Below are 19,890 nucleotides of genomic sequence, written 5' to 3'. Positions count from 1 at the left end.
CCATTAAGATTTGCTCCTTCCATAATTCCTTTAGTCTTTTTTCAGGATTAACACCCAATCAGTACTTTTAGATGGTGCTTTAAAGCGAATTGGAGTTTCTTCCCCTTTTCCACGTACGGCAGCTGCCTTTGATTTTTTTCCTGTTTTGGTATCGATCCAGGTGTTTTGGCTGTAATTTCCTTCTGAGAGCTTGAGCGCAAAGGATTCTCCATCCGGCGCAAATACAAGGTACTGCCGGCCCGGCTCAGCCAGGGCATACACCCGCATAGTCTGGTGTTCTGCCAGCAGATCGTCGTGGGGGCGCATTTTATAAAATTCCACCTCTTTACTAAACACCTGCGCCAGCACATCCATGTAACCAGCTGACGTTATAAAGGGGTTTTCTTTGCTGAAGGGTAAACCGGAGGGGCCTCCGGCGTAAAGTTCATATTCTTTTTCGTGGCCGTTCCAGGTAAATGAGGCTCCTGCTGTGGCGCATCCCCAGGCTGCGCGCCGAAGATCATCCTGCGTAGCCCCAACACGCTCGTGCCAGAACCTACGCCATAGCGCATTGCCCTCGCTCATAAACACGGGTTTGCCCGCGTACCCAAGCAGGCATGCCATGTGGTGTGTCCAGGCATCGCGCCAGAGCTGACGCTCCAAAGTTTTAGCAGGTGCGGCAATCTGATGGTTCTCAATTGCGGCAAAGGTGTACTCAGGCAGGTGGTAATGGTTCTCCTGCGGAAACTCGTCTTCGTAGGTGCGAAGGTGGTTAAAAACATCGTATTTGGCCACAAGTCGTGCAAAGCCCAATTCGTGGCTCTCACGGTCGCCAGGTACTTCCCACACAAAATTCCAGCCAGCGAGGTTCGCATAAGGAGCCAGGCGGGCTACCATATAACGTACCATAAAATCTTTTTCTTCAGGAGTCAGTTTGCTCCAGTCCGGGCCCTCGTTCTGGCTGCCATCTACTCCCAGAAACATATGCACGCCAATGTTGTTGTCGTTGAGCCAGCCCATGTGTTGTTCCATACGGCGCCACACATCCAGGTTCATGGTGCTGGATGCCTTGCCTTCCTCGTACAGGGCGAGGTTCAGTGTTTCGGGCTCAGGCCCATCGAGGTAGTATTGTTTAAAGCAGCAGATGGACAGCAGCCAGTTTACCTGCAGGTGATTATAGCCTTTCTCTACAAATTTGCTGTACACGTTCTTTACCACCCAATCAAAGTTCTGACCAATAGAGCCATGGCCGGTTTCGTAGTAAGATTTAAGCCACACCGGCTCCGTGCCATTGTAGGCAAACCAGTGCGGGTTTTGGGCATAAGGTTGTAATATGCCTTTGCCAGCTCCCTCGGCTGTGCAAGTAAAGCTGCCCTGGCCGCCTGTGCTGCCATCAGACCAAGAGTAGACATAACGCCAGGTACCTACTTCATCTGGCAGAAAGCGTATTTTCCAGACATTTCCGGTACTTGCATTTCCTTTTCCGGTGCCATCTCCATCGAAAAAACCTCTGAAGTTGATCAGCTTTCCGGAGGGTGCCTGATATTGAACCAGCAACTCCACTTCAGTGAATTTGTTGGCATAAGGTTTCTCGTTGATTATAGATGCCTCAAACAGTTTGTATTGCCCAACAGCAGCCGCAGCCTGTTGGGTGGTTTCGTTAAGGGCTGTATCGGCTGCGTTTGCACTGGCGACAGGTGGTTGCCAGAGTTGCATATAGCCAAGCACCAGGCATGTAAGCAAGTACTTCAGTGGTTGGGTCATGTGTATTTCGATGTGCTGTTGTTATGAAAAGTTAAGACAGTAGGTAATGTCTGTTATAGGCCTTAGCAGGGGAGGACTTTATAGAGTGTTTTTTCGCTCCGGAAGGCCATTTTCATTAGAATAATTTACCTTCTCGGATTCCTGGTCTCTTGTTACTCAGCCAGCCAGGCCCAGCGCTTGGCCCAGTCATCTAAAAACTCCTTTTGCCAGCGGTTTACGGTGGCGGCGCCCTGATGAGGACCAACATAACTGGCAGGGTCGGGGCTGTCGCTCCACCAACCTGTAAGAGGGGCTAAGTTTTGCGGATGCTGCTTTCCGGGCCAGGGATCTGTGCTGGTAAATTGCCCCTGTTGGCCATCCAGCTCTTTTATGGAGCTGCTGATTTTGTAGCTCCATTCGCCAACTGCCTTCGGAACAAAACGGGCACGGTAGCGGCCATTGCCCTCGTAGTAACCTTCAAAGCGCTGGCCATCCACCTCGAGCCATAGGCTAGGTTCTTCGTTGGCAGCTCCCTTATCCGGGCCTTGCATTACCCATTCTAGCACTCCAAAAACAGGAACCTGATCGGCCAGAGTAGTGGCCCGGTTAAATATACGCCTCGCGCTAAAGTGTAGCGGCACAAAGCTTCCGCCCCAGCTTGGCTCCTCCGGCTTTTCCGGATTACCATGCAGCAGGTAAGCGACAGAAGGCGTGTCGCCCATTTTTATTACTCCTTTGTAGTAGTTACTAAAGTCGCGGCCCATGGCCCCATGGTTTTTTATATGCTGGTCGTGGTAATTGCTGTTATCGAAGACTTTTCCTGTTGAGATGTCCTGGAACCAGCCTCTGTAGGTAGCATTTGCTTCTATCATCCAAAGCTCCGGAAAGTTGCTGACCAGGTAGTGATAGGCCTCGGCTCCCCATTTTTTGTTTGGGCCGCCAATCCAATACACCCTTAGCTTCGGCGCAATTTCAGGTGCATCGTGCAGGGCTTGGGCAAGATCTTCTATGCCTCCCCAAACCAGTACCCACAAAGGCTGGCTACTTTCGCGTTTAGCGCAAGAAATAATCCATTCAGATCCTTCGGTGGGAGTAGTCCAGCCTTTTGCCGGTGCCCGTTCGGTGGCTCCCTGCTTTACCACGGCGCGTAACACATTGGCAGTAGGAAAGCCTTTGGCATTTGCTTTTAGTTTGGGATAATCTTTTTCGTACAAGTCGATGATGCGCAAGATGTCTTCTTTACGCCCATCACCATAGGGTGAGGAGATGAGCCCTTCTGTTTTAAACTGGTTGGCATACATCAGGTAGTGGATCATCGACTGAAAGTCATCATCGTCGGTGCCGCCAATATCGGTACTCACAATAACACGCGGCTGGGCCATGTGCTGCCCGGCAAGCAGCAGGAGACAGAGTAGGAGCAGGGGTTTTACTAATCTGAGCATGGATGCTGATTTTGAGGGCTTCAACTTTCAGGTTAAGAAGTGTGCACGGTATAGCCTGCTACCAGCGCTTCTCTATGACTTAAATGGGTTTTTCAGAAACTTCTGGATCATCTTTGTCATCTGTTTATGGCTTTTGGAGGTGTCGGCAAACCCGATGATGCAGACATGTTCATTGCCGCTCATACCGTACACTTTATGGCCGTTTTCGGGGCCGGATCGACCAAAACTGTAGAGATCCATGTTGTGCACATTGCCTTTCCGAATCTGGCGGTGGTTCTCGTTCGGCGCATCATCATCGGGCGTTTTGGCCAGGAAAAGATAACTTTTGGCTTTCGGGTCGCCCAGGTAAAACCACTCAGGGGAAAAATCCTGGAAAGTGCCGTTGGGGATGTGCTTTTTACCATCGGCGGTTACAAAATAATCTTCAGCATCTGCGGTTCCACCTGCCACGCCTTCATAAAGAAATGCATATTCCCCTTTCGATTTAAGTACTTTTATGGCCACACGATCCGGGAAGAACCAGTACTGAAAAGTAAAATCGGGGTTCGACGATTCCAGAATAACCAGGTTACCTTCTGTTTTGCCATCTACCACGGTTGTAGTGGAGTTGCTGTTCCGGCCTGCATGGCCAAAGTTGCCCGTGCTATTCGGGAAGCCCCTGAAATCGCCGTTAGGTCCGGGTTCCATGTACGAGGCAATCCAGTCGTTGCCCTCTTTGTCTATAAAGCTCTTAAAGCCAGATACGCCATTATCTTTTTCAAAATAAACTGTTCCCATGGGCATGTCTATTCTGAAGCAGCCGGTGCCGTGCCAGTTTACTTCGGTGAGTTTTACTTTTTGTGAAAAGGCAGCTTGAGATGAGACAAAAAGTAGCAGTAAAAAAAATAATTGTTTGATGGAAATCATGTATTTAAGAATAATTTTAGTAAGAACAATACCTTATGCTGTCGCATTTGTAGAGGCAGCAAAAGGTAAACTGTGTATTTATATATGCATAACCTATTTATTGATGGATTGAAGTTAAACAATTCTTTAGATGTTGCAAGAAAAAAACTACCAATCGTTAGAGCATACTTGATTTGCGCTGGTTTGGCTGGCGCTATGGCACAAGCACAGGTGACAGATAGCCCCCTTGTGCTTTCATAAAATTAAAATAGTATGGTAGGAGTTTGTACCGACTTTTAAATGAATGCGTAAAAATAGAAATCAAGTATAACTACTTTCAGTCCCTTAGTAAACACGATCAGCAGCCTTATGAAAAAGATCTCTCTCAGTTTAGTACTGGCACTCGGAGCAGCCTGCTCTATAGCGCAAGCACAGGTAGTTGCAACAGATATACAGATAAAGGGGGCGCTAATGGCGGCACCATCGGAGAAAAGAGAGGGGGCAGCGGTACTGGGCTACAACCAGGAAGGGGAACTGGTGCAGCTCCGAAAGGGCGCCAACGAATTGATTTGCCTGGCAGATGACCCGGCCCAGAAAGGGTTTTCGGTTTCGTGCTACCACCAGGACCTGGAGCCCTTTATGGCACGGGGAAGGGAGCTTAGAAAAGCCGGAAAAAGTACACAGGAAATTTTTGATATGCGCGAGAAAGAAGCCGTAGCCGGTACGCTGAAATTGCCCAGGCAACCCACTACTTTATTTGTTTATACCGCAGCCGAAGGCAACTTTGATACCGGTACAGGTGCTGTAAAGGAGGGATACCTGCGATATGTGGTTTATATCCCGTTTGCCACTTCAGAGAGTACAGGGCTGCCGCTGAAGCCAGAGGGGCCTGCCATGCCCTGGATTATGCACCCCGGAACTCATGGCGCGCACATTATGATAAGTCCGCCTAAAGGAGGTGGCAGCCAGTAAGGCAAACTTAAAATAAAAAGGTCCACAACCGACGGGAGGATGTGGACCTTTTAGGTTAACAAGCGTTAACTGCTCATTTAAGAGCCTGATTTAGTATCGGAACAAGAAATTAGTACCGTTACGAATCCACTTTTCAAAGAAAGAGTTGTCGTTATATTCGCCTGAAAGAAGCTCAAAGTCAGCTCTGTCTTTGTTGGAGCGCGAGTTCATAAAGTTTGGAAGCGAATCCTGGTTATTAGGTTCCCACTCCTGACCTTTTTGTAGAGCAATACAAATGTATTCCCTCGTAGTGCTATCAACTAAGTATTTTCTGTTCATTTTAGTAAGGTACGCTTTATTATTTGTTATTACTAATGAAAAGTCTGTTTCAATATGAAAATATAAATAAAAAAAGCCTTACAGGTCATGTAAGGCTTTTTTCTGGATGACTTATATGAATTTAACTAAACCAGCTGTACGTTTACAGCGTTTAGTCCTCTTTTTCCTTCTTGCAGATCAAAAGTCACTTCGTCGTTCTGTCTGATGTCATTCATAAGTCCAGATACGTGCACAAAGTACTCTTGCTCTGAATTTGTTTCTTTAATAAATCCAAATCCTTTCAGATCATTAAAGAATTTTACTGTTCCTTGATTCATAATAATTGTTTGTTATACTATTAAGACATGAAGATATGAAAAAATGTTCATTTATTTTTTAACTTCTTGAAATAAAAGGCACAATAGTGGTTCTGAAGGCTCTCAGGGTATATAATATTTTTGTAAATTTTATAGGAAGACCTAGTGAGAGGGGGCAGCTAAATTTTTTAATTAGATTTAAAACTGTTTGTTCACTATCAGTTGCGCTCAGCTCGTACCTCGCTGCTTTTTAAAAATAGCTTCAGGGAAAGAAGCACGAGGAATGGTAACTGGTATTGCAGAAGGGTTAAAAGATGATTCCTCAACAAGCATGAAAGAACGTTCTCTTTAAGTACTCCTGGCAACGAGCTTCTGAGGAAATTATTCAAATGAAAAAGGCCTTCCAGAGGCTTTTATGCTACTGGAAGGCCTTGGGTAGCTTAAATGTAGCTAATAAACTACATCTAATTGCTCTTGTCTTTTATTCAATTCCGCCGAAGCACATGTACTTTATTTCCATAAAATAGTCCAGGCCGTATTTGGAGCCTTCGCGGCCAAAGCCAGACTCCTTTATGCCTCCAAAAGGAGCCACTTCAGTTGAAATCATACCTTCGTTTATGCCAACCATACCATACTCCAGGGCCTCGGACACCCGCCAGCAACGGGCCACGTCTTTGCTGTAGAAATAGGAAGCCAGGCCGTAATCTGTGTCGTTTGCCATTTCAATGGCTTCTTGTTCAGTACTGAACTTAAATACAGGAGCCACAGGACCAAAAACTTCCTCGCGGGCAATTAACATCTCAGGACTGGCATTTGCCAAAACAGTTGGCTGGTAAAACAGTCCTTCCAGGTGTTTTCCTCCTGTGGTTACCGTAGCTCCTTTCTCCACGGCATCCTGCACGTGCTGCTGCACTTTCTCCAGCCCTTTCTTGTTAATCAGAGGCCCCACCTGCACGTCTTTTTGCAAGCCGTTGCCCACTTTAAGATCTGCTACAGCCTGGGTGAATTTTTCTACAAAGGCATCGTACACGCTTTCCTGCACCAGCACACGATTTACGCAAACACAGGTTTGCCCATTGTTTCGGAACTTGGAGAGAATGGCTCCTTTTACAGCGGCATCAAGATCGGCATCGTCGAAAACGATAAAAGGCGCGTTGCCGCCTAACTCCAGCGATAGCTTTTTAAGGGTAGAAGCACTTTGGGTCATCAGTATTTTACCAACCGGGGTGGAGCCTGTAAAAGATAGCTTCCTTACTTTGGTGTTTTCGCAAAGTTCTTTTCCTATTTCGCTGCTGTTGCTGGAGGTGATGGTGTTGTAGACTCCTGGCGGGAAACCGGCTTTTTGGGCCAGATACGAAATAGCCAGTGCCGTAAGCGGTGTTTCGGAAGGCGGTTTTACCACCACCGTGCTGCCTGCTGCCAAGGCCGGACCAACTTTGCGTGTAATCATGGCAAGCGGAAAATTCCATGGCGTTATGGCTGCTGCCACACCTACCGACTGTTTTATAACCACCAGCCGCCTGTCTTTGGAATAGGCCGGAATAACATCGCCATAGGCTCTTTTGGCTTCCTCGGCGAACCATTCTATAAAAGAGGCTCCGTACTCTACTTCGCCTAAACTCTCCTGCAGCACTTTGCCACATTCCAGGGTCATGAGCTCGGCAAGCTCCTGTTTGTGCTCCAGCATGAGGTTAAACCATTTTCTCAGGAGGTTAGCACGCTCCTTGGCTGTTGTATCGCGGTAAGAAGGCCAGGCTTTATGTGCGGCGTCTATGGCCTGTTGTACATCGGCTCGGTCCATGTCTGTTACCTGGGCCAGTACCTCGCCTGTGGCAGGGTTGGTGACCTCAAATGTTTTGCTGCTGGCGGCCTTTACCCACTGGCCATTTACGAAGGCTTCGGTTCGTATCAGACTGTTTTTTTCCATTTGTTTAAATAGGTTTTTGGAATCTGGCCGGTAAATTATAAAATATTTGCCAGCCTTCAGTTTGTACGGATTATTTAAGCATGCGACCGGTTGCTCCTGAAAAGCAGCTGTTCATGCTACCTGACCAATTTACTTTTGGCTAACAGCTTAACCTGGTAGATTTTGCCTGCCTTTTTATAACCTTCCGAAAAAGTACCACCTTTGCCCCTGAAAAGCACTGTGCTATTGCCTAACAGGTAAAGACCACAAAGAGCCTCCGGAAGGGCATTTTCATTAGAAGAATTTAATGGTCAGTTAAGCTTTCTCCAACTCCTTCAGTAGTCCGTGGAGGTCGAGAGGCCGTGTATACATCAGCAGCGAACCATCCGGGTTGGCAGGCCAGTCTTCTTTGGGGCGGTCCCAGTAGAGCTCTACACCATTCTGATCCGGGTCGTTGAGGTAAATCGCTTCCGACACGCCATGGTCGGAGGCACCTGTCAGAGGATAACCGGCATCCATTAACCTGCGCACAATGGTGGCCAGGTCTTTGCGGGTAGGGTACAGAATGGCAGTGTGAAATAGACCGGTAGCGCGCGGAGGAGGAGGGGGGCCATCTTTGCTGTACCAGGTGTTGAGGCCGATATGGTGATGGTAGCCACCTGCGGATATAAATGCCGCTTCTTTGCCGTACATGGTGGTGACGGAGAAACCCAGCAGGTCGCAATAGAACTGCATGGCGCGATCGAGGTTTGCCACCTTCAGGTGCACATGCCCTATCTGGGTTTGTGCCGGAACAGTATAACTTTTTTCCATTGTATAGGTTTAAAGGCTAGATCGAAGTTTAGAAAACAACCTGTTGATTTACAGCTGATGATAGTATAAATCTACGTGTAGCTTTTGCAGCAGCAAGCTAAAACTAATTTTAATTAGGTAGAATAGAAAAAGTGTGCTAGAGTTTTCGTACTTCAGCACACTTTGGAGGGAAGGGAGCCGCTGCTGGCAGCAATTCTGTCTTCAGCGGAAAGTTATTCTTGCTTTACCTGGTCTAATCTCAGGTTAACCTATTTAAGGCCAGTAATTTATTAACAGCCGTCTATACCGCAGCTATCACCTGATAGCGTAATTTTTTCCAAGGCAGGAGCTACCTGTGCAAACACCTGGTGGAAAGCTTCTGGTGGCTGTGCACCGCTAATCAGGTATTTGTTGTTTATAATAAAGGCAGGCACGCCGGTAATACCAGAAGACTGTGCCCATTGCTCCAGCTGGCGCACTTCTGCTTTTCCTTGCTCACTTTCAAAAAATCCTTCAAGTCGAGCTGCCGGTATGCCATTAGCTAAACCAATTTCTGTCAGAATGCCGGTATCGTTCATGTTCAGACCTTCGGTGAAGTAGCTGTAGAAAAGCGCCTCAGCTACTTGCTGTTGTACTCCACATTCGCCAGCCAGCCAGATAAGGCGGTGGCCATTGAAGGTGTTGTTTACCATGGTCTGCTTGTCGAACTTAAAGTCGATTCCTTCTGATGCGCCAGCTTCTGTTAATCGCTTGTTCATGGCACCTATCTGCGACAAAATCTGTGGGCCATAATTTTTGACAAAATACTCGGACCGGTCCATGCCTTGCTGCGGAATGTTTGGGTTGAGCTCAAACGGTTTAAATGTTATATCGAACTCAAAGGTATCAGCTGCCTCCGCCATAGCTTTTTTAAGGCGATAGTCGCCCACATAGCACCAGGGGCAGTTGATGTCTGATACAATATCTATTTTTAATTTTTGCTTTTCCATAGGAATTCAGTTGTTGTTAAAGCTAATAAGCCTGAAAGAGCTTACTGCACAATGAACAGCTTTTCTTTCTGCCGTCTTACCTTCGGGAGCTTTGCCAGCCAGTCATTTTCGGTGTCGCGGTAGCCAAGTGGCATAATGGTGACACTTCGCAAGCCTTTGGCTTTTAATTGAAGCAGTTCGTCTAATTTCTCGCTATCGAAGCCTTCCATAGGAGTTGCGTCCACTTGTTCGGCAGCGGCTGCCACCAGGGCTGTCCCAAAAGCGATGTACGCCTGCTTAGCTGCCCAGGTAAAGTTTTGCTCCTGAGTGTTCTTTTCGGCTATGCCCAGCAGCGTGGACTTAAATCCAGCCAATGCTTCTTCGGGCTGGTTGCGCGTAGCTGCTGTGTGGCTGATGAACTCCTCTATGTGCGCTGGCGTAATATCAGACCAGGCGGCAAATACCAGCAGGTGCGAGCTCTCCACAATTTGCGGCTGGCCCATGGCAATAGGCTGTATCTGCTTCTTCAGCTCTGGATCTTCAATTACCAGAACGGTGTATGGCTGCAGACCCATAGAAGAGGGGGCCAACCGAATGGCCTCCAAAATATTGTTCACTTTACCAGCAGGCACTTTCTGGCCGGTCATTCTTTTTGAGGCATATCGCCAATTTAGAGATTCTATTATCTTGCTCATGCTACTTTAACGTATATACAATAGTAATGATTCAGTACTTAGTTACTTTTAGTAACTTAAAATTATTTTATTAATTTTGTTAAAGCAAGAAGGCACCCACTACATACTAAGTAACATGGAAGTAACTAATATTGAGAATCAGCGGGTTAAGGTCCAGGAAAAAATAAATAATATTTTCGATGATAAGCATTCTCTGTCGGCATGTTGCCCCATAAAAGACATTTTAGGCAGGTTTGGAGACAAGTGGTCCATTTATACCATCCTGATGTTGGGGCGGGAGGAGAAGCTGCGATTCAACGAGCTGAAAGGATTAATATCAGGCATATCGCAACGGATGCTGACCGTTACGCTGCGCTCGCTGGAAGAAGATGGGCTGGTGACACGCAGAATCTATTCTGAAATTCCACCGAAAGTAGAATACAGCTTGACAGAACTGGGCCAGGGCCTATTGCTCCAACTGCTGCAGCTAGCCGATTGGGCTAAGCTGAACCTAAATGAAATTCTGGATGCCCGGAAAAAATATGCAAAACAGTAGCCGCCTGAGAAGGCCTTTTGAAAATCTTTCTAATGAAAATACCCTTCCGGAGCTAAAAACAGGTTGATGAGAACCAGTCTCATGTCTGGCAGCCTAATGTCCTTAACGGCAAATATACCTCTGGAAGGTCAATTTCATTAGAAAGATTAAATGGCTTATTGTAGATTGATGATTGTTAATGTAGTCCGAGCGGCTACCAATACATTTTAGTTTCGTATGGTAGCTACTAAGAGAGCACCTTTTCTGCAGGATTTTGCCTACAACATCGTTACAAGAGGACATAGATAGGGAGAGGAGGCAGGAATAGTAAGCAGTTGTCTGCCGCTACATGCCATGGCTGTTCGGAAGTCATGGCACTTCCAATTTGCTAGAGATACTCCTGCAACTTAAGAAATAGTCTCCTGCTCGGGCACCTGAAGAGAGGCTCCAATGGCATCAGCAAAGTTCTCGGCTTCCTGTACGCCACCTGGCGGCAGGTCGTGCAACTGTATACCACCAATCCGGACACGTACCAGCCGCAGTGTCGGGAAACCAACCGCTGCTGTCATTTTCCGGACTTGCCTGTATTTACCTTCCGTTACCGTGATCGAAACCCAACTGGTAGGGCCGTGCCGATCGTCGCGTATTTTGCGGCCCCGCGCCGGAAGGTCCGGGGCAGTTTCCAATTTAAAGGCCTGGCAGGGGAGGGTGCAGTATGTTTCTTTGCTCACACTAATCTCCACACCCTGCTGCAACTGTACGATGGCCTCCGGGCTAATAAGCCCATCTACCTGCGCGTAATATTCCTTCTCAATGTGCTTGCTACGCACCTGTTCGCTTATTTTTCCATCTGTGGTAAGCAACAGCAGGCCTTCACTATCCTGGTCGAGGCGGCCTATGGCCATCGTGCCTTCCGGAAAGGTATGGAGATCGCCTAACAGTTTCTTGTTTTTATGGTTTGTAACAAACTGGCTGATGTAGCCAAACGGCTTGTTGATAATGAAATGACGGTGTTGCATGATGATGAAAGGGCCTGCTCCTGTAGCAAAAAGGCAACCGCTGGAAGTGTACTGCGCAACGGCAAACCTTCTCCTGCTGCTTCCTATAAAACAAGAGCCGATTCGCATGAAACGGCTCAGGGTGTGGTACTGGTGAAGCGGCGGACTTTGTTAAAATTACGTGCTTCACCACGCCAAAAAATCAAATAAAAGTATTCTTAATAAAATAGTCTGATGGAGACTGTTAACTCGCCGTTTTAACTCTTACAGCGTTAGGCCCCTTAGGTCCCATTTCGACTTCGAAAGTTACACGGTCGTTCTCCTTTATAGTATTCTGCAGGCCGTTTACGTGCACAAACACACTTTCCTGCGTCTCCTGGTCTTTGATAAAACCATAGCCCTTCGACTCGTTAAAGAAAGCTACAATACCTTTTCTCACGGTATCAGCAGGGTCAGCGGCTTCCTGTTTAGAAACTCCGATTTGAATGTCTTCCTGCTTTATAATTTTCTTTTTCTTTGTAGGATCGGGAGGAGTAGATGAAATGTTGCCATTTTCGTCTACATAAGCCATCATGTCGTCTAAGCTCTGCCCTTTAGTTGCATTTGCTTTACGCTCTTCTTTCTTCTGCTCTTTGTCCTGTTTCTTTTTATGACGTTTTTTCTCGTTTTCTTTTTTACTAAAAGTTTCCTGTGATCTACCCATGATGCTTATTACTGCTAACTGCTTTTTTTGTTTAAGTTATGAAAATGCTGCACGTTTAAGCAGCTGCGATTCCTCTTCTTATATACGTACAAGCTTACTAGATAGTAACTTGAACGTAGTACTGTTTCAGGAAATCTCTGATTGTATACAATATTACGAATTTAATAAGACTTATTAGTTAATCTTCTGTTCATATATACTCTAAAAAGTAGGTTTTCCTTAATTATAGCACCACTTTACTGCGCTTCTCAAGCTAGGCCACTGCCTATTTGTTACAAGCAATAGGGGTAACCAATAATCTAACTTACCAAATAGGAACTGCGGAACCAGCCAGTTGTGGCTTGCGAAAGGTTTGACTCTGGTAGGGCAATGCTGTGGCTGCTGGCTTATAAAGCATATTTAAATAATTCTGGTTCCATTTTAGTTGTTCTAGGCAGAGTTGCGTAAAAGCCTTCTGGAACTAGGTTCCCAGCACTCAAAAGAACCGTTAGGCTAGCGGAATAAGAGTTAAATTATTAAGTATGAGCCTAGTTAATTGGTGCTTATAGTATATTGACTTGTTTTTATCCGTATTTCAACTGATTTTAGTGCAATTTATTAATTTCATGGCACTAAACTCATATATCTATTGTACTTTGGTTGGTCAGGCAAATGTTAGGTTTGGCAAACTCGTACTTAAGTGACTAATAAACAAACTGTAATGAATTTTTTTGAATTAAAAACGGGCTATAGTGTAGCTGCATTCTCAAACTTTGAAGCTGCCTTAACAGCCACCGAAGATTTTTGGAGCCGAGGATACAAAGTCGTATATCTTAATGAAGTGAGCCATGTGCAGGAGGCTGAGGTAATGGAATATCTGCTGAAATATAAATCACAACAAAAGTTTTACTATCATAACTACCATACCTGCAAGGCCAATGATTTAAAATTGAGAGCTACCGAAAGCTTGCAAACGGTACTCGAAATTTTAGAAAAGAAAAATGCCGATAAGGCAAAATTTGTGATGGTGCTGGCATCCAGAAAAATGGTGAAGGCGCCTGCTCCGGCCCATTTAGAACTGGAAGCATTACCTGCCTCAACTTAAGTTGAGGCAGGTAATGCCAGACCGCTTTACAATATCCAGAAGCGCAGTTATTAATTTTCAGAAAATTTAATAACTGAAATGCCGCAAGCTATCAGGCTTGTGCAATAAGTGGTGTAAGCCCATCTTGTAACCCTTGATAATTGTATTGCCCGTACAGGCTGCTTTAAAAGACACGTATATTCTAGCCCTGGTGCGACTGGTGGAGGATATCTATAACGGTTCCACGCTGAAACTCGCGTTAATAAAGCTTTGTAAGGTATTGTATTCAATGGAGCCATAATCTATGGTAGCCTCCCCGTAAAAGTAAGCTTTTAAAGATTGTTGCATCTCCTCAATTAACGGTACCTGCACCAGTTCGGTGCTCTCCCTGCTACTTGTATAAATAATTACACCATTGCTGGATAGCTGTATCGAAAAGGATGTTAGCTGACCGGCATCCACCTGTCTTTCAAATTTATTGATGGTTGCAGTCAGCGTACGTAGCATATCAGTTTGTTTTGTATAAAAGTGTGCAGCTTTCAAAGCGCAAATAAATTTATTTTTCCTTAATGCGTGTAAGTAGATATACCTAGTTTAACTTGCTATACTACTGATTGTAATGCGTGGCAGGGTTTTCAGGACCAAGTAAACTAAAAAATTAGCCCCCTTCGATTAGACAAATCGGAGGGGGCTAAGTGAGAATAGTTGCGTGAGCGACGCTGAATTAAGATGACGTTTCAGAGAGTGCACCTGGCTTCTTAATTTTAGTCAGGTTAAGGTGGGCCTCCTCCATGGTAGGCGAGAATGTGAATATATTCTCTAACTTCAGAAGCTTCAGTAAAGTATACATCTGCTGACTGCAGCCTATTAGGGTTAATTGGGTATTGAATTTTCTGAGTAAAAGTAAATAGCTTACAAACCCACTCACACCAATGTTTTTTAGAATTGATTTTCTTATGCCGGTACAGTCCAGTAACAGATACTTGTCTTCATTGCTCGGCATTTTTTGAAGTTCATTAGTTATTTGCTTCAATCCCGCTTCCTCTATTGTTCCTTCTACTATCATGAGGATTAAGCCTTTGTAGTTATCGATGATCAGGTTCATTTTGTAGTATAGTTTAAATAAGGCAGGTGCTTCTGCCTTATACAGGCACCTGTAACTGGTACTAATATTTTAAACTATAAGTTCATAAAATGTCTGATAATGAGATAGTTTAGTAGTTTTGTCTTGCTTTTTGTGGTGACTACTTAGACATGGTTTTTGTACGGAACAGGTATCTGTGTTTAGTAGAGGGAGGCTGAGCAAATAGCACAATTTACTCTATAAAGCAGGCATGAGTAGGCTTGTAGCAAAAAAGGGTATTTTGTCTCTGGAAGCCTATTTTGATTAGAATAATTGCTAATACCCCCAATAGCTTGAAAATAGATAAAGCCTAACTATTTCTCACTCGCCGTAAGCTCAAAAAGTCTTCCTTAGTTTTACATGGTAAATGCGTTAAGTTGAGTAATACACTTTGCCAAAGCCTTAATCCACCTCCACGTATTTTTTATCCTGATTCATGCGTACGATCTTAGGGTAGAAGGTTCCAATAACCTCCACCAACTCCTGCTGGTAAGCCATAACCTGATGAATGTCTTTGTAAGCCATTGGAGCTTCGTCCAGGCCAGAGCCAATTACATCCACGCCAGCTTTGTGTAAGAACTTTTGCATCTGGGGCTGAGAGAGTGTTTTTATGGCCTGCGTTCTCGACATAGTGCGTCCGGCCCCATGAGAAGCAGAATTTAGAGCTTTGGTTTCTCCTTTTCCTCTTACGATAAAACCAGGAGTGGCCATAGTCCCCGGTATAATTCCCAGCACTCCTTTACCTGCCGGTGTTGCGCCTTTACGATGAACAATCACTTCCTGGCCAGACTTATCTTTTTCCTTCCAAGCAAAATTGTGATGGTTTTCTACCTTTGCCAAAGGAGCCTCTCCTAATGCTGCTGCCAGTCTTTCATGAATCTGGTGGTGGCAGGCAGAGGCATAATCACCAGCCAGGTTCATGGCCAGCCAGTATTCTTGTCCGGCTTCTGAAGCAAGGCCAAGCCACGCCAGGTGCTTTGCTTCGTTTGGTAGGCGACAGGAATCCATGGCTACTTTGGTGTAATAGCCAGCAATGTTTGCTCCCAATCTTCTGGAGCCTGAATGGGATAAAATAGCGAGATATTTACCTACTGGAAGGCTAAACTCGTTCTCAGGCGCCTGAATTTCAGCAATTCCAAATTCAACGAAATGATTGCCGCCTCCCGATGTTCCTAATTGCTGGTATGCACGATCTTTAAGTTCGCGCACCACAGGAATCTCAGAAAACTCCGGCCGATCCATTATATCGTGATACATGGGCCTTTTAAAGGCAGAGTTACCAAAACGAGTGTTATCGAGTAACATTTTCTGCAGTTTTTCTCTGTTTTTGTCAAGATATGCTGCATGTATATCAAAAAGGCTCATGCTCATGCGACAGCCAATATCTACGCCAACTCCATATGGAATTACCGCATTGTGTGTCGCAAGTACGCCTCCTACCGGCAGGCCATAACCCTGGTGGGCATCCGGCATTAAAGCGCCGCCGGCTGTTACAGGTAATCGCATGGCAATCTCCATTTGGTCTAAAGCTCCCTGTTCTATTCCTTCTCCACCGTACACGGTGTATTTTTGTTTTTCTGGCTTTAAGGAAATAGGAGCGGCCTCTTTTTGCGAAAGTATTGCTTGTGCCAAAGGACCTAACGTAGTATGCAACTGGTACTGATCAGGAGCAGCTAACACATCCTGCAGCAGCTCAATCTGATGGTTTTTTCCTAGCTCGTTGTAGTAGGTGTGTATGATATTAAGAGCGGTACCCAAGGGTTTACCAGAAGGAAACCCTAATTTTATTAAATCGCTGGAAGAAAGCTTAAGAGTTGCCTTGCTTTTATCTTTTTTCATAGGTTATAGCAGCTTCTGAACTACCCTTTTACGACCTAATAAGATAAGCAGGTTATAATTTGAAGGCTTAGCTATTTACCAATAGTAGCAAACCAGTTTGGAAAAGCCATTTAGACCGTGTAATCGGGGTTGAGAAAAGCTTATATATCTAAAAAAATAGAAGCAAATGCCAAGGTGAAATTTCGTTGCATGCGTAATGCAAGGCTCCAAAACAGTCTTATCCGGAATCCTTGTTGCCTAATGGCTTCAAGTGTCTACGATGCTGAAAAGATAAGAAAGTAGGCTGTTTGTAAAAGAGAAAAGGAAACCAGCCGGAACTGTTAATGGGTTTAACACTAGCTGGTTTCCTTATAAATTTCGTCCTTTCTACTGCGAATCTGGGACTACAGTATCCGCTTAATTACACTGCAGGTGAACTACTCTGCTTATCCTCAGACCTTTAGGAGGGAAGAATGGAACGTGCATTTAACTAATACCAGCAGCTGCAGTTATCTAATGTCGCAGCCCTGTTACAGTATTAAATATATTAATGAACTTCCAGAAGAAAGTTAGGCCGTTGCCCATTTAACCAGCACCACTTGGTGGTGCTGCGGAAAATATAAGCACCTGGAAGTTGAAGGGTAGAGTAGTAGTATTTTCTATAAAACCAACTTACAATGTGATCACACTGTTGCTGGTGCCAAACTCATTCGGCTTCTGGTCATCTGCCTCTGGCTCGTTTAACCAAACAGTTTTATTAACAAGGTACTTAAATTCGTGCTGCGTATTTTTAGGAAGAGAGGTATCATAGGTAAAAGAGCCACCCTTTTTCTTGCTCATTGGAGTTGGGTTTTCCCAATCATTGTTGAGACCTAATATTTCTACTGTTTCAGCATTTTCAGGGGCTATGCTGAACTTAACTTTGCACTGATCTTTCGTTTTTAGGTAGGTTTTCTGTATCATAATAATTCTTTTTATTGGGGAAATTAAATATTTCCTTTTATACATACAACCTTTTAAGGTAACCTAAACAAAAAAATAATATTTTAGATTTACTTGTTAATGGTTTTGAATTGCTCTGGTGATTTATGAATATGTTTTTTAAGATACGGAAAAAGTAGGCAATACCGGAGTAGCATTACTCTGCAGCTATTTGAGAACGAATCAGCGCTGAGTGAAAGAGCCATCTTTTAGCTTCTAGTAAAATGCGGTACAGTATAAATTCACTGGTAGTTTCACCTAAGAATTCCTTAAAGGCTTCGTTAGGAGCTTCGCCATGCCATGTAGTTGGTATACTTAATGCACTATTGGCTTGTGCGGTGTACAAAGGATGTCATTTACTTGTCCCAAGGCAAGAGATGGGAGGGAGAGGGTATTTATGTGCTATAGAGATTGGTAATTATTTAGTAATCCTAAAGGTGAACTTGCTTATAAAATACGATGTCTATACCTTGGCTGCATAATTACGCTACTTTATTAAACTGCATGAAAGAGGAAATAACACAGGAGGTACGTGAAGTTTGTGTATTAATTCCTTACTTCAATAATTTAGAGGGTTTAATAAAGTCCATACAAAGTGTTAATTATGATAAGGATAAGAGCTTTATTGTTATCGTAGATGATGGTAGTAGAGAGAGATTGACCTCAGAAATTCTGGAAACAGCTCAAGTAACTGCTATACCATTTCAGGTACTTACATTAACCAGAAATAGTGGTATAATTACTGCACTAAATACGGGCTTAAAATGGATAAGTAGAAATTTATCAGTCGCGTTTATAGCTCGGTTAGATTGTGGAGACATTTGCCATCCAAATCGTTTTCATAAACAAATTAACTATTTGCACGATCATCCTGATACAGCTTTATTAGGAAGTTGGTGTATTTTTAAAACTTCAAATACAGATCAGCAATACAAGTACATTACACCCACATCACATCTTAAAATAAAACGGGAAATGTATTTCAGAAATGTTTTTATACATCCAACAGTTATTTTTAGAACCTCCTGCCTTACAAAGATGGGTTTATATGCGGATGAATATAAGCTAGTTGAGGATTATGCCTTGTTCTGGACCTTTTTAAACTCTTCTGAGACCGCAGTAATACCTGATTTCTTAGTAACGTGCGAAATTAATCCGACTGGTATTTCAATATCGCAAAGGAAAAACCAGATTTTAGCAAGGAAGAGGATAGTGCGTGAATTTGGTACTAATCTTGCTTTAAAGAGCCTTGGTATTTTCAAGCTAAATTTACTTCTCGTAATACCATATTCTTTTATATTAAAAATTAAATATCTAATCTCTTCTTAAAGAAAGGTGTTATAGATTTTCAGTATTGGATTGTGCCTAACTAACACAATTATTTTACAAAATGGCTAAAAGAATATAATAATCCTACGACTAATATGTTTACTTTTGTGAAGACTACTGAATTTTTGCCATAGAGGACCTTATAAGGTTGCTCTATATAAGAAACTAACTCTACAAGAACAAACTAATAATGATAATTGTACACGTTGTTGAACCTTTTGCCGCAGGAGTATCTGTTTTTGTAAGATCGCTTACGGAAACAATGCCAGATGACATGCATATTGTTGTTCATGGCGAGCGGAAGCATGTATTGTCTGCAGCGGAAGTTAAAAATTCTTTCCCTAAGAAGAACGTAAGGTTCATCAAATGGAGGTCTGCTCAACGTTCCATTCATCCTCTTAAAGATTTTTACGCTCTTTCCGAGCTATATAAAATATTAAGAAGGCTTAAAAGAAAGAACTTAGTGGATGCAGTTCATTTGCATTCATCAAAAAGCGGTCTTTTAGGCAGGCTAGCCTGTCGAATGGCTGGCATTGAAAAATGTGTATACACTCCTAATGGCGCCCCTTTCCTTTCTGGTGGAAGTGCTGTAAGCAACTTTATTTATCAACAAATTGAAAAAATAGGAAGCAGGATAGGTGGGGAGATAGTTTGTTGTTCTGCTTCAGAGCAAAGTGCATACAAAAAAATAGGTATCAGATCTATCTACATCAATAATGGTATTTCTTTGACTGGTTTCAATGAGCCTGTAAAGAAAATAAACCATGAAAAATTCACTGTTATAACAACAGGCCGAATAGAAGCACAAAAGAATCCACAGTTGTTTAATGAGATTGCCTCTTATTTTGAGGAGTTTCCCCAGTTTGAATTCATATGGGCAGGTGATGGGCAGGACCGAGCTGCTATTACAGCCAGTAACATAAAGGTCACAGGTTGGGTACCAGCAAATGAAATTAAGACCTTAGTCTCCCAAGCGGACTTATACCTTTCTACCTCTATTTTTGAAGGACTTTCTTTTGGAGTACTGGAGGCATTGGCCTTAAAGAAGCCTGTATTGTTAAGTAAATGCGTAGGAAATCAGGATGTTGTTAAAAATGGTCTAAATGGTGACACTTTTAACAATAAGACGGAAGCAGTAGTCAGAATCTTGAATTACTTCAACAACCGGGAAATGATAGAAATTATGGGGCAACATTCCTTAGATTTGTGCACCAGCAAATTTGATGTAAACCAAAATTTTCTTGGGTATAAGAAGGTTTATCAGAGCAGGAAGCCTGCCATCAGAGATCGGTCTTCCAAAGTTTAGACTAACCCAATAGAATTTTAGAGTTTCTTTAAGAATGAGAGCGTATCTCTTAAGCAAGT

20 protein-coding genes are annotated in these 19,890 nt (G+C 43.9%); 5 read left to right on the top strand and 15 right to left on the bottom strand.

The annotated features are described in order from the left end of the window. Window positions 1–30 precede the first annotated feature (30 nt). The 3 genes from ACMA1I_RS14140 to ACMA1I_RS14130 all read right to left on the bottom strand — a co-directional run bounded on the left by ACMA1I_RS14140 (window position 31) and on the right by ACMA1I_RS14130 (window position 4,070). Window positions 31–1,743, bottom strand: coding sequence for a DUF5060 domain-containing protein (locus ACMA1I_RS14140; RefSeq protein ID WP_337069031.1), 1,713 nt, complete (start codon window positions 1,741–1,743; stop codon window positions 31–33). A 152-nt stretch (window positions 1,744–1,895) separates the two neighbouring features. Continuing rightward, window positions 1,896–3,164, bottom strand: coding sequence for a nucleoside hydrolase-like domain-containing protein (locus ACMA1I_RS14135; RefSeq protein ID WP_337069030.1), 1,269 nt, complete (start codon window positions 3,162–3,164; stop codon window positions 1,896–1,898). Window positions 3,165–3,236: 72 nt separating this feature from the next. Next, entirely contained in the window at window positions 3,237–4,070 is an 834-nt protein-coding gene (locus tag ACMA1I_RS14130; protein WP_337069029.1) for a hypothetical protein, read from the bottom strand. A gap of 348 nt (window positions 4,071–4,418) precedes the next feature. On the opposite strand from ACMA1I_RS14130, the gene ACMA1I_RS14125 reads away from it, so the two are divergent. Next, the gene (locus ACMA1I_RS14125) at window positions 4,419–5,021 is read left to right on the top strand and encodes a hypothetical protein (RefSeq protein ID WP_337069028.1); all 603 of its coding nucleotides are present in this window, start codon (window positions 4,419–4,421) and stop codon (window positions 5,019–5,021) included. Between the two features lie 90 nt (window positions 5,022–5,111). Here the strand turns inward: ACMA1I_RS14125 and ACMA1I_RS14120 are convergent, their stop codons facing one another. The 6 genes from ACMA1I_RS14120 to ACMA1I_RS14095 form a co-directional block, all read right to left on the bottom strand. Next, window positions 5,112–5,339, bottom strand: coding sequence for a hypothetical protein (locus ACMA1I_RS14120; RefSeq protein WP_337069027.1), 228 nt, complete (start codon window positions 5,337–5,339; stop codon window positions 5,112–5,114). A gap of 125 nt (window positions 5,340–5,464) precedes the next feature. Continuing rightward, the gene (locus ACMA1I_RS14115) at window positions 5,465–5,656 is read right to left on the bottom strand and encodes a cold shock domain-containing protein (RefSeq protein WP_337069026.1); all 192 of its coding nucleotides are present in this window, start codon (window positions 5,654–5,656) and stop codon (window positions 5,465–5,467) included. Between the two features lie 460 nt (window positions 5,657–6,116). Further along, on the bottom strand, window positions 6,117–7,562 hold the full coding sequence (locus tag ACMA1I_RS14110; protein ID WP_337069025.1) for an NAD-dependent succinate-semialdehyde dehydrogenase: 1,446 nt from the start codon (window positions 7,560–7,562) through the stop codon (window positions 6,117–6,119). 294 nt (window positions 7,563–7,856) lie between these two features. After that, entirely contained in the window at window positions 7,857–8,354 is a 498-nt protein-coding gene (locus ACMA1I_RS14105) for a VOC family protein (RefSeq protein WP_337069024.1), read from the bottom strand. A 269-nt stretch (window positions 8,355–8,623) separates the two neighbouring features. Beyond that, window positions 8,624–9,322 (bottom strand): DsbA family oxidoreductase, encoded by a 699-nt coding sequence (locus ACMA1I_RS14100; RefSeq protein ID WP_337069023.1) that lies wholly within the window; start codon window positions 9,320–9,322, stop codon window positions 8,624–8,626. Between the two features lie 41 nt (window positions 9,323–9,363). Further along, window positions 9,364–9,996 (bottom strand): nitroreductase family protein, encoded by a 633-nt coding sequence (locus ACMA1I_RS14095; RefSeq protein ID WP_337069022.1) that lies wholly within the window; start codon window positions 9,994–9,996, stop codon window positions 9,364–9,366. Between the two features lie 115 nt (window positions 9,997–10,111). Here ACMA1I_RS14095 and ACMA1I_RS14090 point away from each other — a divergent pair, with 115 nt between their 5' ends. After that, complete coding sequence (locus tag ACMA1I_RS14090) at window positions 10,112–10,531, top strand: helix-turn-helix domain-containing protein (protein ID WP_337069021.1); 420 nt, start codon at window positions 10,112–10,114, stop codon at window positions 10,529–10,531. Window positions 10,532–10,917: 386 nt separating this feature from the next. Here the strand turns inward: ACMA1I_RS14090 and ACMA1I_RS14085 are convergent, their stop codons facing one another. Then, a complete protein-coding gene (locus ACMA1I_RS14085; protein ID WP_337069020.1) occupies window positions 10,918–11,637 on the bottom strand; it encodes a pseudouridine synthase in 720 nt (239 codons plus the stop codon). 115 nt (window positions 11,638–11,752) lie between these two features. Then, complete coding sequence (locus ACMA1I_RS14080; RefSeq protein ID WP_337069019.1) at window positions 11,753–12,211, bottom strand: cold shock domain-containing protein; 459 nt, start codon at window positions 12,209–12,211, stop codon at window positions 11,753–11,755. Window positions 12,212–12,911: 700 nt separating this feature from the next. Here ACMA1I_RS14080 and ACMA1I_RS14075 point away from each other — a divergent pair. Further along, a complete protein-coding gene (locus tag ACMA1I_RS14075; protein WP_337069018.1) occupies window positions 12,912–13,295 on the top strand; it encodes a hypothetical protein in 384 nt (127 codons plus the stop codon). Between the two features lie 210 nt (window positions 13,296–13,505). Here the strand turns inward: ACMA1I_RS14075 and ACMA1I_RS14070 are convergent, their stop codons facing one another. From ACMA1I_RS14070 to ACMA1I_RS14055, 4 genes are all read right to left on the bottom strand, one after another. Further along, a complete protein-coding gene (locus ACMA1I_RS14070) occupies window positions 13,506–13,781 on the bottom strand; it encodes a hypothetical protein (RefSeq protein WP_337069017.1) in 276 nt (91 codons plus the stop codon). Between the two features lie 217 nt (window positions 13,782–13,998). Further along, window positions 13,999–14,379: an STAS domain-containing protein gene (locus tag ACMA1I_RS14065; protein WP_337069016.1), complete on the bottom strand. Its 381-nt coding sequence runs from the start codon at window positions 14,377–14,379 to the stop codon at window positions 13,999–14,001. Window positions 14,380–14,799: 420 nt separating this feature from the next. Continuing rightward, window positions 14,800–16,236 (bottom strand): RtcB family protein, encoded by a 1,437-nt coding sequence (locus tag ACMA1I_RS14060; RefSeq protein WP_337069015.1) that lies wholly within the window; start codon window positions 16,234–16,236, stop codon window positions 14,800–14,802. Window positions 16,237–16,887: 651 nt separating this feature from the next. Then, entirely contained in the window at window positions 16,888–17,178 is a 291-nt protein-coding gene (locus ACMA1I_RS14055) for an isoamylase early set domain-containing protein (RefSeq protein WP_337069014.1), read from the bottom strand. A gap of 522 nt (window positions 17,179–17,700) precedes the next feature. Here ACMA1I_RS14055 and ACMA1I_RS14050 point away from each other — a divergent pair. Then, complete coding sequence (locus ACMA1I_RS14050; RefSeq protein ID WP_337069013.1) at window positions 17,701–18,525, top strand: glycosyltransferase; 825 nt, start codon at window positions 17,701–17,703, stop codon at window positions 18,523–18,525. 190 nt (window positions 18,526–18,715) lie between these two features. Further along, entirely contained in the window at window positions 18,716–19,831 is a 1,116-nt protein-coding gene (locus tag ACMA1I_RS14045) for a glycosyltransferase (RefSeq protein ID WP_337069012.1), read from the top strand. Window positions 19,832–19,890: the final 59 nt, after the last annotated feature.

The sequence above is a fragment of the Pontibacter sp. 13R65 genome, from assembly GCF_047525655.1.
Taxonomy (GTDB): domain Bacteria; phylum Bacteroidota; class Bacteroidia; order Cytophagales; family Hymenobacteraceae; genus Pontibacter.
This window is presented reverse-complemented; position numbering and strand designations above follow the sequence as displayed.

What these genes read in the sequence shown, in the direction of transcription:
- ACMA1I_RS14140 (WP_337069031.1), bottom strand. Translation starts at nt 1,743, where the DNA reads ATGACCCAACCACTGAAGTACTTGCTTACATGCCTGGTGCTTGGCTAT.
- ACMA1I_RS14135 (WP_337069030.1), bottom strand. Translation starts at nt 3,164, where the DNA reads ATGCTCAGATTAGTAAAACCCCTGCTCCTACTCTGTCTCCTGCTGCTT.
- ACMA1I_RS14130 (WP_337069029.1), bottom strand. Translation starts at nt 4,070, where the DNA reads ATGATTTCCATCAAACAATTATTTTTTTTACTGCTACTTTTTGTCTCA.
- ACMA1I_RS14125 (WP_337069028.1), top strand. Translation starts at nt 4,419, where the DNA reads ATGAAAAAGATCTCTCTCAGTTTAGTACTGGCACTCGGAGCAGCCTGC.
- ACMA1I_RS14120 (WP_337069027.1), bottom strand. Translation starts at nt 5,339, where the DNA reads ATGAACAGAAAATACTTAGTTGATAGCACTACGAGGGAATACATTTGT.
- ACMA1I_RS14115 (WP_337069026.1), bottom strand. Translation starts at nt 5,656, where the DNA reads ATGAATCAAGGAACAGTAAAATTCTTTAATGATCTGAAAGGATTTGGA.
- ACMA1I_RS14110 (WP_337069025.1), bottom strand. Translation starts at nt 7,562, where the DNA reads ATGGAAAAAAACAGTCTGATACGAACCGAAGCCTTCGTAAATGGCCAG.
- ACMA1I_RS14105 (WP_337069024.1), bottom strand. Translation starts at nt 8,354, where the DNA reads ATGGAAAAAAGTTATACTGTTCCGGCACAAACCCAGATAGGGCATGTG.
- ACMA1I_RS14100 (WP_337069023.1), bottom strand. Translation starts at nt 9,322, where the DNA reads ATGGAAAAGCAAAAATTAAAAATAGATATTGTATCAGACATCAACTGC.
- ACMA1I_RS14095 (WP_337069022.1), bottom strand. Translation starts at nt 9,996, where the DNA reads ATGAGCAAGATAATAGAATCTCTAAATTGGCGATATGCCTCAAAAAGA.
- ACMA1I_RS14090 (WP_337069021.1), top strand. Translation starts at nt 10,112, where the DNA reads ATGGAAGTAACTAATATTGAGAATCAGCGGGTTAAGGTCCAGGAAAAA.
- ACMA1I_RS14085 (WP_337069020.1), bottom strand. Translation starts at nt 11,637, where the DNA reads ATGCGAATCGGCTCTTGTTTTATAGGAAGCAGCAGGAGAAGGTTTGCC.
- ACMA1I_RS14080 (WP_337069019.1), bottom strand. Translation starts at nt 12,211, where the DNA reads ATGGGTAGATCACAGGAAACTTTTAGTAAAAAAGAAAACGAGAAAAAA.
- ACMA1I_RS14075 (WP_337069018.1), top strand. Translation starts at nt 12,912, where the DNA reads ATGAATTTTTTTGAATTAAAAACGGGCTATAGTGTAGCTGCATTCTCA.
- ACMA1I_RS14070 (WP_337069017.1), bottom strand. Translation starts at nt 13,781, where the DNA reads ATGCTACGTACGCTGACTGCAACCATCAATAAATTTGAAAGACAGGTG.
- ACMA1I_RS14065 (WP_337069016.1), bottom strand. Translation starts at nt 14,379, where the DNA reads ATGAACCTGATCATCGATAACTACAAAGGCTTAATCCTCATGATAGTA.
- ACMA1I_RS14060 (WP_337069015.1), bottom strand. Translation starts at nt 16,236, where the DNA reads ATGAAAAAAGATAAAAGCAAGGCAACTCTTAAGCTTTCTTCCAGCGAT.
- ACMA1I_RS14055 (WP_337069014.1), bottom strand. Translation starts at nt 17,178, where the DNA reads ATGATACAGAAAACCTACCTAAAAACGAAAGATCAGTGCAAAGTTAAG.
- ACMA1I_RS14050 (WP_337069013.1), top strand. Translation starts at nt 17,701, where the DNA reads ATGAAAGAGGAAATAACACAGGAGGTACGTGAAGTTTGTGTATTAATT.
- ACMA1I_RS14045 (WP_337069012.1), top strand. Translation starts at nt 18,716, where the DNA reads ATGATAATTGTACACGTTGTTGAACCTTTTGCCGCAGGAGTATCTGTT.